Annotated in this window: 15 protein-coding genes; 11 read left to right on the plus strand and 4 right to left on the minus strand. The window is 67.6% G+C overall.

Features of this window, described 5'->3' with window-relative positions; all coding sequences use genetic code 11:
* Positions 1-20 precede the first annotated feature (20 nt).
* Positions 21-2,402, plus strand: coding sequence for a hypothetical protein (locus EV650_RS37035; protein ID WP_134123793.1), 2,382 nt, complete (start codon positions 21-23; stop codon positions 2,400-2,402).
* Between the two features lie 287 nt (positions 2,403-2,689).
* Complete coding sequence (gene tuf, locus EV650_RS37040; protein ID WP_134123794.1) at positions 2,690-3,877, plus strand: elongation factor Tu; 1,188 nt, start codon at positions 2,690-2,692, stop codon at positions 3,875-3,877.
* A gap of 18 nt (positions 3,878-3,895) precedes the next feature.
* Here tuf and EV650_RS37045 read toward each other — a convergent pair whose 3' ends face one another.
* Both EV650_RS37045 and EV650_RS37050 read right to left on the minus strand, forming a co-directional pair.
* Complete coding sequence (locus EV650_RS37045; RefSeq protein WP_134123795.1) at positions 3,896-4,162, minus strand: DUF4031 domain-containing protein; 267 nt, start codon at positions 4,160-4,162, stop codon at positions 3,896-3,898.
* Positions 4,159-4,863: a copper homeostasis protein CutC gene (locus EV650_RS37050; RefSeq protein ID WP_134123962.1), complete on the minus strand. Its 705-nt coding sequence runs from the start codon at positions 4,861-4,863 to the stop codon at positions 4,159-4,161. Before EV650_RS37050 ends, EV650_RS37045 begins: the two co-directional genes overlap by 4 nt.
* 107 nt (positions 4,864-4,970) lie before the next feature.
* On the opposite strand from EV650_RS37050, the gene EV650_RS37055 reads away from it, so the two are divergent.
* The 6 genes from EV650_RS37055 (at position 4,971) to EV650_RS37080 (ending at position 9,206) form a co-directional block, all read left to right on the plus strand.
* On the plus strand, positions 4,971-6,008 hold the full coding sequence (locus EV650_RS37055; protein ID WP_134123796.1) for a LacI family DNA-binding transcriptional regulator: 1,038 nt from the start codon (positions 4,971-4,973) through the stop codon (positions 6,006-6,008).
* A gap of 73 nt (positions 6,009-6,081) precedes the next feature.
* On the plus strand, positions 6,082-6,291 hold the full coding sequence (locus EV650_RS37060) for a hypothetical protein (RefSeq protein WP_134123797.1): 210 nt from the start codon (positions 6,082-6,084) through the stop codon (positions 6,289-6,291).
* Between the two features lie 216 nt (positions 6,292-6,507).
* Positions 6,508-6,852 (plus strand): DUF8819 family protein, encoded by a 345-nt coding sequence (locus EV650_RS37065; RefSeq protein ID WP_134123798.1) that lies wholly within the window; start codon positions 6,508-6,510, stop codon positions 6,850-6,852.
* 58 nt (positions 6,853-6,910) lie between these two features.
* Positions 6,911-7,279: a hypothetical protein gene (locus tag EV650_RS37070; RefSeq protein WP_134123799.1), complete on the plus strand. Its 369-nt coding sequence runs from the start codon at positions 6,911-6,913 to the stop codon at positions 7,277-7,279.
* Entirely contained in the window at positions 7,276-7,707 is a 432-nt protein-coding gene (locus tag EV650_RS37075; RefSeq protein WP_134123800.1) for a hypothetical protein, read from the plus strand. Before EV650_RS37070 ends, EV650_RS37075 begins: the two co-directional genes overlap by 4 nt.
* On the plus strand, positions 7,704-9,206 hold the full coding sequence (locus tag EV650_RS37080) for a multicopper oxidase family protein (protein WP_134123801.1): 1,503 nt from the start codon (positions 7,704-7,706) through the stop codon (positions 9,204-9,206). Before EV650_RS37075 ends, EV650_RS37080 begins: the two co-directional genes overlap by 4 nt.
* Here EV650_RS37080 and EV650_RS37085 read toward each other — a convergent pair.
* Positions 9,203-9,685 carry a Clp protease N-terminal domain-containing protein gene (locus tag EV650_RS37085; RefSeq protein ID WP_134123802.1) on the minus strand — a complete coding sequence of 161 codons (483 nt, stop codon included), beginning with the start codon at positions 9,683-9,685 and terminating at the stop codon, positions 9,203-9,205. The two genes, EV650_RS37080 and EV650_RS37085, sit on opposite strands and share 4 nt — an antisense overlap.
* Positions 9,685-9,909 carry a hypothetical protein gene (locus EV650_RS37090; RefSeq protein WP_134123803.1) on the minus strand — a complete coding sequence of 75 codons (225 nt, stop codon included), beginning with the start codon at positions 9,907-9,909 and terminating at the stop codon, positions 9,685-9,687. Before EV650_RS37090 ends, EV650_RS37085 begins: the two co-directional genes overlap by 1 nt.
* A gap of 124 nt (positions 9,910-10,033) precedes the next feature.
* Here EV650_RS37090 and EV650_RS37095 point away from each other — a divergent pair, with 124 nt between their 5' ends.
* From EV650_RS37095 to EV650_RS37105, 3 genes are read left to right on the plus strand one after another with little or no spacing between them, the layout of a single operon-like run.
* Complete coding sequence (locus tag EV650_RS37095) at positions 10,034-10,363, plus strand: ArsR/SmtB family transcription factor (RefSeq protein ID WP_134123804.1); 330 nt, start codon at positions 10,034-10,036, stop codon at positions 10,361-10,363.
* On the plus strand, positions 10,360-10,830 hold the full coding sequence (locus EV650_RS37100; protein WP_134123805.1) for an SRPBCC domain-containing protein: 471 nt from the start codon (positions 10,360-10,362) through the stop codon (positions 10,828-10,830). Before EV650_RS37095 ends, EV650_RS37100 begins: the two co-directional genes overlap by 4 nt.
* A gap of 3 nt (positions 10,831-10,833) precedes the next feature.
* On the plus strand, positions 10,834-11,439 hold the full coding sequence (locus tag EV650_RS37105; protein ID WP_134123806.1) for a dihydrofolate reductase family protein: 606 nt from the start codon (positions 10,834-10,836) through the stop codon (positions 11,437-11,439).
* Positions 11,440-11,441 lie beyond the last annotated feature (2 nt).

The raw sequence follows: 11,441 nt of genomic DNA on the forward strand, positions 1-11,441 counted from the left end.
GGGTGCCAGACTCCTTAGCCATGGACCTGCGCGACCAGTGGAATCGCCTGCTGCCGCACGCGCAGCCGTTGGGCGACGATCTGCTGGCTCGTTACGCAGAGCAACAACGCCACTATCACAACCAGCAGCACCTGACCGAGGTCCTGCAGACCATCGACGAACTGGCCGAGTACGCCGACAACGCCGACACCGTCCGGCTGGCGGCCTGGTTCCACGACGCGATCTACGACCCGCAGGCCGACCCCGGTGAGAACGAGGAGGTCTCGGCCCAGCTGGCCGAGCTCGAGCTGGCGGCGTACGGCGTCGAGGCCGCGCGGGTCGAGGAGATCGGCCGGCTGGTCCGGCTGACCGCCAAGCACGACTGCAGCCCGGACGACCACAACGGCGCCGTACTGTGCGACGCCGACCTGCGGATCCTGAGCCTGCCGCAGGAGCGGTACGACGAGTACGCCGCCGGCATCCGGCAGGAGTACTCACATATCGCGGACCGGGACTTTGCCCGCGGCCGGATGTCGTTCCTGCAGAGCCTGAGCGATACGCCCTTGTACATGACCCCTCGTGGACACGAGGAGTGGGAACGACCGGCCCGCGAGAACCTGACCCGGGAGGTCGGGTCGCTAGGCCCTAGGGCCGCCCGGAGGATCGGCGGGCTGATCCCGGTCATCTACTTCGGCGCCGGCCTCGGTGCGGTCGTCGCGTCCTCCGTTCTGCTCGGCCGCGGCCTCGGTGCGGCTGCGAAGTGGCCGGCTGACGCGTCCGACATCGGTGGTTTCCCGGTGTGGGCGCCGATCGCCGGTACCGCGCTGGCGGCCGCACTGACCTGTGCGTGGTTCCGGCGGACTCAGCAGCGACTGGTCACCATTCCGGCGATTGTCTTCGCTGTAGTTGGTGTGGTCGCTATTGGCGTCTGCTGGTGGCGCTGGCCGGCCGCGCAACCCGGTGCAGCCATGTCGGAGCGCTGGCCTTACCTGATGCTTGCGTCTGTGGCACTGGTCCTGGCCGGTGCGTTGCTGGCGTTGGCGCGACGGTTGCGGCTCGCACCGCCGTACGCACAGGCTCCGCCGCGTTGGCTGGGGGTCGGTGCGACTGCAGTGTTTGGTGCGTTGCTGGCGTGGGTCGTGGTGTCGGCTGGTGAGCCGTTCGTACAGGCCCGGCTGGAGACGGCCAACACGGTCAGCACGACCACCACGATCGATCCGACCCAACTACCGGTCCAGCTCGACGGAACGCTGGCGTGGAGCCGTGAGGTCCCAGCGACCGGTGCGATCACCGGTACGGCGGGTGGAGTCGCAGAACTGCGGTCGGACGGCGTAGTGATGTCCGACGCGGCCACCGGTCAGATCCGGTGGCGCTACTCGCGGGCCGACGTACAGGACGCCGCATCGAGTGGTGCGAAGGGATTGCTGGTTTCACAGGACGGTCGGACGATCGCGGCGCATCTACCGCGGTCCGACTACCGCGAACCGGCGGGCATCAGCCTGCCGACGTACGCCGTATTGGACGCGGTCAGCGGGAAGGTCCTGACCGAGGTCGACACGGACGGGACCGCATTGGCTGTCGACGAGGACCAGCTGCTCGTGGCCGAAGGCAAGTACGTCGTCGCGCACGGCGTCAGCAGCCCGACGCACTGGCGGGCACAGGTGCGCTGCAACGTGACGCAGGGCCAGCTGATCGGTGACCAGGCCGTCGTCGTCGACGCGTGTGCGGGTAATAGTGCCGTCGTACGCGGGCTGGACCTTAAAACCGGGGCTCAGCGGTGGGAGGTCGACCTAGGTGCGCGGATCGACCTGAGTGCCGAGCTGGATCCGTCTACCTGGGTCGGGGACCTGGTCGCCGTACCGGACACCCGTCAGGTCTCTGGACTGATCTGGACCGGCGCAGCCGGCGGGACGCTGTACCAGTGGAGTGTGGACGTCGGCCAGGGCCACATCATCTGGGCAACGCCTGTTCCAGGGACACCGCGGCCTCGACTCGGCTCGTCGTCCTGCGACGCGCAGCTGGCCGCCACGCATGCCTCACTGGTCCTGATCACCTGCCGGACCGGGAACGATCCTGGACAGCCGCAGACGTACGACGTGTCGTCGTCGAGTCCTGCTGATGGGACGCCGCAGTGGCATCACCTGCTGCAGGTACCGCCGAAGCTGCAGCAGCCGGAGTACCCGCGGAACGGGTTCGGGCTGCTGCCGGACGGCCGAGTGGTCACACTGATGCCGCAGTCGAACGGGAGCTGTTCTCCCGTCATGATCGGCACCACCGGTGTGCAGCCGCGGCCGATCCTGCCCAGCGTCAACGCCCAGCCGGTGGCCAAGTCCGAAGAGGTCACCTGCAACAAACCAGCCGTCACAGTCGCCGCCGCGCGGCCTGTCTTTTCCGACGGCAAACGGCTGTTCGCACTGAACTAGGGAATTACTTTGCCGTCGGTCCGGTTGATGTCTACCGTGATGCGCATGTTCCGCGTGGTTTTCTTCGAGCACAACCTGTCAGGCACCGGCCTGACGGGTGCTCCCACGTGGGCTACGTCAGTCGATTCAGCAGCCTGCACCGGCACTCGAAGCTGACCCTCCTCCTGCTGAGCAGGACCCGCGGAGGAGGGTGGCTCTCACCGGCCCCCTCCGTGTGGTGACAGCACTGGAGGGCTTGCCGGAGGGTCCTGGCTCACACGAATCTTCTGACAGGCAAAGGAATTCTCATGGCCAAGAGCCAGTTCGTGCGGACCAAGCCGCACCTCAACATCGGCACGATGGGTCACGTCGACCACGGCAAGACCACCCTGACCGCCGCCATCACCAAGGTGCTCGCCGAGCGCGACCCGGGCGTCAACCGGTTCGTCGCGTTCGACGGTATCGACCGTGCGCCGGAGGAGATCCAGCGCGGGATCACGATCAACATCTCGCACGTCGAGTACGAGACCGCGACCCGGCACTACGCGCACGTCGACATGCCCGGGCACGCCGACTACGTGAAGAACATGATCACCGGCGCCGCGCAGGTCGACGCCGCGATCCTGGTCGTCTCCGCACAGGACGGCGCCATGCCGCAGACGCGGGAGCACGTGCTGCTCGCGCGCCGGGTGGGCGTGCCGTACCTCGTGGTCGCGCTGAACAAGGCGGACACCGTCGACGACCCCGAGCTGCTCGACCTGGTCGAGCTGGAGGTCCGTGAACTCCTGACGGAGTACGGCTTCCCGGGTGACGACGTACCGGTCGTGCGCGTGTCCGGTCTGAAGGCGCTGGAAGGCGACCCGAAGTGGACCGCCGCGATCGGTGAGCTGCTGGACGCAGTCGACAGCTACGTGCCGGTGCCGGACCGTGAGCTGGGCGAGCCGTTCTTGATGCCGATCGAGAACGTACTCACCATCAGCGGCCGCGGCACTGTGGTCACCGGTGCTGTCGAGCGTGGTTCGCTCAAGCTCGGCGACGCGGTCGAGGTCGTCGGCCTCGGTCCGACAGTGGTCAGTACGGCGATCGGGATGGAGACGTTCGGCAAGTCGCTGGAGTCCGCGGACGCGGGCGACAACGCGGCAGTGCTGCTGCGTGGCGTGAAGCGCGACGAGGTCCGTCGCGGCCAGGTGGTGGCCTTGCCGGGCAGCGTGCACCCGCACCGGAAGTTCCGGGCGACCCTGCACGCGCTGTCCACGGCCGAGGGCGGGCGGCACACGCCGTTCGCCGCGGACTACCGCCCACAGTTCTACTTCCGTACGACGGACGTGTCCGGCGGCATCGACCTCGGTGAGATCAACCTGGTCATGCCCGGCGACACGATCGACCTCGGCGTGGAACTCGAGAAGCCGATCGCGATGAACGTCGGCCTCGGCTTCGCCGTCCGCGAGGGCGGCCACACCGTAGCCGCCGGCACCGTGACCGAACTGCTCGACTGAACAACGGCGGCCCCCGATCTACTCGGTCGGGGGCCGTTTTCTGTGCCGAAGCCCCGCAGCGGTGATCCGGCGGACCAGCTCGCGGCTGGAGACAGGTAGGGCGCCGGCGGCGACCAGGTCGTCGTAGCGGTCACTGGGTACGTCGTAGTGGTCGCGGTCGAAGCCGCGGGCCGGGATGCCGGCTGCCTTCGCGAACGCGTGCAGCTCCTCGTAGGACTCGTCGCTGACCAGGTGGGACCAGACTCTGTTCCAGGCCGGCCACGCCGGTGGGTCGATGAGGATCATTCGCGCGCGTCCTGGGCGTCGAGCAGGTTGCGCCAGGAACGGACGAAACGGGAGTTCACGTACGCCTTGGTCCACGAGCCGTCCTGGCGGACCGACGTACCGACGTGAAAACGCCGTACGCCGCTCTGGAACAGCCATGGCACGTGCTCCGGCTGCAGACCACCACCGGCCATCATCACGCCGGCCACCGCGGGGTCCTCCTTGGCCAGCTTGCACAGGTCGTCCAGCCCGTGGCTGACACCGATCGACGAGCCGGCCGTCAGCACGCAGTCCAGACCGGGCAGGGTCCGCAATGCGCGCCACGCCGTCTGCTGCTCGAGTACGGCGTCAATGGCGCGGTGGAACGTCCACGGCGTACCGGCGAACGTGCTGGTCAGCGCAGCCACCGAGTGGACGTCCACCTGGTTGTCCGGGGTCAGGAACCCGAGCACGAACCCGTCCGCGCCGGCAGACAGGTACGACTGCGCCATCGCGGTCAGCCGGTTCAGCTCGGCGCCGTTCGTGGTGAACGAGTTCTCCAGCCGCAGCATCACCCGCAACGGCAGGTCGGTCACCCGCCGGATCGCACTGACGGTCGACACCGACGGACAGAGCCCGTCCGCCTCCATCGAGGCGCACAGCTCCAGCCGATCCGCCCCACCCTCCTGCGCCGCCTCCGCATCCGCCGGATGCAGCGCGATGATCTCCAGCAACGAACCCATGTAGCTATCTTCCCGCACCCGCCGGAATTTGGTGTTGCACTCGCCGCCAGGCTTCTGTATCGTTTTTCTAGAACGATTTAGAAGATCGATACAGAAGGAGGTGCGAGATGGCCGGAGTGACGCTGAAGACCGTGGCCAAGGCCGTGGGCGTGTCGCCGTCGACGGTGTCGAACGCGTACAACAAGCCCGACCAGCTCTCCACCACCCTCCGCGAGCGGATCATGGCCGCCGCGCAGGAGCTCGGGTACGCCGGACCGGACGCGTCGGCACGCGCTCTACGCAGCGGCAAGGCCGGCGCGATCGGCGTGCTGTTCACCGACAAGCTGGCCTACGCCTTCTCGGACCCGTACGCGGTCGGCTTCCTGGCCGGGCTCGCGGAGGTCGCCGAGGAGTTCGCCACCAGCCTGCTGTTGATGCCACTCAGCTCGACCGACATCGCCGGCGGCAGCAACGCCGTACAGCAAGCGGCGATCGACGGGGCTGCGATCTTCTGCGTGCCCGGCGGCCACCCGGCGCTCGAGATCCTGGCCAACCGCGGGATTCCCGCAGTCTCCACCGATCGGGGCGACCACCCGGCCCTGTCCTGGGTCGCGATCGACGAGGTGGAGGCGGCCGCACAACTGGGCGAGCACCTGGCCCGGCTCGGCCACCGCGACGTCGTCGTACTGGTCGACAACGCCCAGGCCGCCGGCGGCCGTCCGGTCGAACTGACACCCGACGAGGTCGGGTACACCGACTGCGAGCTGCGGATCCGCGGCCTGCAGAAGGCCATGCCGGACGCGCGGCTGCGGATCGTCTCCGGCGGGCACAACGCGTTCGCCTCCGGCCAGCGGGGCGCGGAGTACGCGCTCGACTCGCAGGACCGGCCGACCGCGATCGTCGGACTGAGCGACGTCCAGGCGCTCGGCGCCCTGGAAGCGATGAAGGTCCGGGGGCTGACCCCCGGTCGCGATCTGACCCTGGCCGGGTTCGACGACATCCCGGCCGCGGAGACTGCCGGACTGACCACAGTCCGCCAGCCGATCAAGGACAAAGGACGTGCGGTCGGGCGGATTCTGCTCGACCCGGCCGTCACCGAGCGCCAACTGCTGATGCCGACCAGGCTGATCGTCCGCTCCAGCAGCGGACCGGCACCCAAGCGCTGACAACTCCAGATACCACCCAGGACCACACCGGTCCCTGGGTCGACCGAACACGCTCTCAGGAGGGAGCAGAACCATGTACCTCACGCCCGGCAACACCGCTGTCGAGAACGCTCGCAGCCTCTCCCAGTCCGCCCTCCCGAACGCTCCCCAGGTGTACGACGAGCCCGCCCCGCGTCGCACTCTCCCGGTCCGAGCCCGCCTCAGCGCCGTACTCCGCTCCGCCGCCGAACGCGAACTCCGCCTCGCCAACCGAATCGACCCCACCTGCACCACAACCGCCTGACCCCTTGCCCTCTCACCTGGAGGGTTGCCCCCTCAACTTCCGACGGGGCAACCCTCCAACTCGGCGGGCGACCCTCCGACTCGATAGGCAACCCTCCAACTCGGTGGGCGCCCATTGAGTTGGAGGGTTGCCCATTGAGAATCTGAGGGGGCAACCCTCCAGCTGAGAGGGCAACCGCGTGGGTTTTGTCGGTGCCGTCTGGCACTCTGAAGGGCGATGAGTGAGCCAGGGGTGTTACTGAGTGCGCGAGCCATGGTCTTGCATGACCTGGCTGCGCGGGGTTTTGACGACGCGGTGATGGTCTCTCTCTTGGAGGACGCCGTGGCCGGTCGTCAGTGGTGGCTTGACCAGTGGCCCGACGGCGCCGAGCACATCGCCGGACTGGTTGCGCAGGACGTCCAGGACCGCCTGGTCGACTCCGGTGTGCGCTGGCCGCGCTGCACAGCCTGCGACGACCTCCACGACCACGAGCTCCGGATCGAACCAGAGCTGGGCCCCGACCCGCAGTGGGTCTGCGAGCGTGCCGGCATCGCGGTCGCACCCCTGGGACATCTGACCTAACCCCTCCGGGTGATACCTGATTGCCCTACATGTAGCCAGGCTACTATTGTCTGTCTACATGAGGTCCTTGAACGTGCTCCGGGTGACGGCCGGCGTGCATGCGGTGGCGATCTGTATGCAGCCGGTGCTCGCCGGCCTGTACCTGAACGGGTCGCCGTCCGGCCTTCGGATGCACGAGCCGATCGGGCTCGGCATCGTCTTTCTCGGGCTCTTCCAGTTGCTGATGGCAACGATCTGGTGGCGCTCGGGTGGACGCTGGACCGTACCGGCGGTGAGCTTGCTGATCACCGCTGCCGAGGTCGTCCAGACCTCGATGGGCTACAGCCGCCAACTGGCGATCCACATCCCACTAGGCATCGCCCTCGTCGCCGGCACACTCGCCTTCGCCTTCTGGACAATCCGCGAACGCCAGGGGGTGAGCGCATGACCGCCCTAGCAGTAGAGCCGACCAAGGTACGTCGACCACGCGTCAGCCTTCAGCTGCTCCGGATCACCCTGGTCCTGCACACAACGCTCGTGATCGCCCAGCCGATCGCGGCCGGCTACTTCCTGGCCGGCAACGTCGACGCGATGACCAACATCCACAGCCCGATCGGCGGATCGCTCTGGATGGTCGCGTTCATCCAGACCATCGTCGCCGCGTGCTACACGTTCGCCGGCCGCGGCCGGATCTGGCCGACCGTCGCGTCCGCGCTTCTGATCGTCGCGGAGCTCACCCAGATCGTCTACGGGTACGCGCAGAACTTCGCAGTACACATCCCGCTCGGCACCGCCATCGTGACCGCCGTCATCTGGATGACGGTCTGGTCGTTCCGTTCCACCGCACGCCTGAGTCGCCGGGAGGCGAAGCGATGAAGTTGTCCCGCCGCGGATTCCTAGTCGCGACCGCCGCCCTGACCCTGACCAGCTGCGGCCAGGAAGCCAAGCCCGCGCAGGCCGGCGAACTCCTGCGCAGCAAGGCGAAACTCCCCGCACCGTTCCAGGTCCCGCTACCGATTCCGCCGGTGAAGAAGCCGCTCCGCTCGGACGCCAAGGCGGACTACTTCCGAGTCGTCCAGCGCAAGGCGAGCATCGAGATCCTCCCCGGCCTCAAGACCGAGGTGATGGGGTACGACGGCCTGCTGCCCGGACCCACCTTCGACGTACGCAGCGGCCGCACGACCGTCGTCGAGCAGGTCAACCAGCTCGACGTGTCGACCGTGGTCCACCTGCACGGCGGCCACACCCCCGCCCCGAGCGACGGCTGGCCGCTCGACATGATCATGCCCACGAACGGCGAGCACTCTGGCCAGCACATGGCAGGCGATATGTCGATGGGCAGCCGCACGTACACCTATCCGAACACCCAGCGCGCCGCGACGCTCTGGTACCACGACCACACGATGGACTACACCGCTCCACAGGTCTATCGAGGACTGTTCGGTCTGCACATCATCCGCGACGACGAGGAGGACAATCTCCCGCTGCCGAAGGGTGATCGGGAGATCCCGCTCGTGATCGCGGACCGCGCGTTCGACGCCGACGGTTCGTTCCTGTACCCCGCCCTGCCAGATGGTCCCGGCGTCCAACCGGCGTACATGGAAGGTGTCGTCGCCGACGTCACGCTGGTCAACGGCGCGCCCTGGCCAGTGCACGAGGTGGACGCGGTCCGCTACCGGTTCCGCGTTCTCAACGCCAGCAATGCCCGTCGGTACGAGCTCGGGTTCGACAAAGGTCCGGCGAAGTTCGTCCAGATCGGGAGCGACGGCGGTCTGCTCGACAAGCCGGTCGAGCACAAGACCCTGGTGATCGCGCCGGCCGAGCGGTTCGACGTGATCGTGGACTTCTCGCAGTACCAGCCGGGCGACGAGGTCACGGTCGTCAACAGGCTCGACAGCAACGCCAACGTCCTGCGCTTCAAGATCGCCCGCAAGGCCGTCGACGACAGCAGCATCCCGGCCAAGCTCTCGTTGTACGCCGTAATGCCCCGGCCGAGCGGCGTCGTACGGAGGGAGTGGCGGTTCCGCCGTGGCAGCGACGGTGACCATCGGGGCTGGACGATCAACGGGAAGGCATTCGATCCCGCGGTAATGCAGGCGCAGGTGAAGCTGGATCAGTACGAGATCTGGACGTTCGTCACCGACGTACACCACCCTGTGCACGTCCACCTCGCGCCGTTCCAGGTGCTCAGTCGTGGCGGTAAGGCGAAGGTCGCCGAGTTCGACCACGGCTGGAAGGACACGGTCGACATCCGCCCCGCCGAGGTGGTCGAGGTCCTGGTCAGATTCACCGCCCACAAGGGGAAGTACCTGATCCACTGCCACAACCTCGAGCACGAGGACATGGCCATGATGGCCGCCTTCGAAACGATCTAACGATTGCCGGAGGCCAGGGCCTCACGGGCTTTGGTGTGCAGGGTTGCGCGGTCTACGCCGGCTGCGTCCAAGGTGCGGGCCACTCGGCCGCGGTCGGTGTCGAGCAGACCGACCAGGATGCGCATCGGGCCGATCCGGCCGGGGCCGAGCTTCGGCGGGGCGTCCATCGCGCGCTTGAGCAGCAGTTTGGTCGACTCACCGATGTGCGGGTCGTGACCCCGGTCAGGTGTTGCTTCCGGCAACAGTCCCATCCGGACCGCGATCCCGGCGACGGCCAGGCTCTGCTCCCACTCGCGGTTCAAGGCGGTCCGGATCGCCTCCTCGGACAGCCCTTCTTCGGTTAGCAGTTGTGCGGCCGACGACTCCCGCATGCCGGCCAGCGCGAGCAGCACGTGCTCGGCCTCGATCGTCCGGGAGCCGTCGCGGCGGGCTTCGTCGCGTGCGGCCCGTACCAGGATCGAGCGAACATCCGTTGACATCAGCGCCTCCTCAGGGCAACCCCGGCGGCGAGCAGCCGCCGGGCATGTTTCTTGTGCACGGCCTGCCGGGTGACCCCCAGCACCTCGGCCACCTCGGACCAGCTCCAGCCGGACCGCATCGCGCGCTCCACCTGGCTGTCCTCCAGCCGGTCGGCCAGCCGGCGCAACGCCACCACCGCGGCCAGTCCGGCTGCAGGGTCCTCGGGATCCACCAACTCCGTCATATAAGCAACTTAGGTTGACAACCTCGTCTTGTCAACCAGAGTTGCTTATATCGACGGCTTGACGACCGCGACCACACCTTCCTATAGTCAACACATCAGTTGATCAAGGGAACGGTTGATAAAGATGGCAGTTGATGACGGTCAGCTCGACCGGGCGTTCGCGGCACTCGCGGATCCGGTCCGGCGGGCGATGATCGCGCGACTGTCGCGCGGGCCGGCCACGGTGAACGAGCTGGCCGAACCGTTCCCGATCACCAAGCAGGCGGTGTCGCGGCACATCCAGGTGCTCGAGGCCGCCGGCCTGATCACCCGGACCAGGGACGGCCAGCGCCGCCCGTGCCACCTGGTACCGGCTGCCCTCGAAGCACTGACGAGCTGGATCGACGAGTACCGGCTCGAAACCGAACGCCGCTTCCGCAAGATGGAGGCGCTATTGAAGGAGCAATCGAAATGACCGGCACCGTCATCAACGCCCCCGCGGGCACTCCGTTCGTCGAGGTCACCCGCGAGTTCGCCGCCACCCCGGCGCAGCTGTTCAAGATCGTCTCCGACCGCGACCTGGTCACCGAGTGGCTCGGCCCGCGCGAGCTGGACGCCACCGTCGAGGAGTACGACGCCCGCACCGGCGGCGCCTACCGCTACATCCACCGCGACGAGGCCGGTGAGTACGCCTTCCGCGGCGTCTTCCACACCGTCGAGCCGGACAAGCTGATCATCCAGACCTTCGAGTTCGAAGGCGCCCCGGGCCAGGTGTGCATCGAGAAGATGACGCTCGAGCCGACCGCGACCGGCGTCCGTTTCCACCAGCAGTCGGTGTTCCCGTCGGTCGAGTCCCGCGACCAGTTCATCGAGTCCGGCATGGAGCACGGCATCAACGACTCGATGGACCGTCTCGCCGAACTGCTCGCGAAAGAGAGCTGACTCATGAGCCAGGTAGTTGTCGACATCTCGGTCTCACTGGACGGGTACGTCACCGGCCCCAACGTCGGCATCGACAACGGGCTCGGCGACGGCGGCATGACCCTGCACGACTGGGTTTTCCACGGCAACGACGCCGATCGCGCCGTACTGGACGCCTCCTTCGAATCCACCGGCGCGGTCGTCCAGGGCCGGAACCTCTTCGACGTCATCGACGCCCCGAACGGCTGGAGCGACGAGATGGGGTACGGCGCGAAGCCGACCGGCGAGGTGAACCCGCCGATCTTCGTCGTCACACACGCAGCGCCGGAACATCCCCGGCTGGGCGATCGCTTCCACTTCGTCAGCAGTCCCGCGGAAGCGGTCGAGCAGGCGCTTGCGGTTGCCGATGGCAAGGATGTTGTCGTGATGGGCGGCGGCCAGATCTGTCACGAGGTGCTCGAGGCCGGGCTGGCCGACGTACTGCGGTTGCACCTGGCAACCGTCGTACTCGGCGACGGGACCCGGCTGTTCCCCGCCGAGGCCGCGCCGCCGGTCGGGCTGGAGCTGGTCGAGTGCATCTCCACGCCGGCCGCCCAGCACCTCACCTATCGAATCGTGAAGGAAAAGTAGCC

Origin of the sequence: Kribbella kalugense, from assembly GCF_004365875.1 — a bacterium.
Lineage (GTDB): Bacteria > Actinomycetota > Actinomycetes > Propionibacteriales > Kribbellaceae > Kribbella > Kribbella kalugense.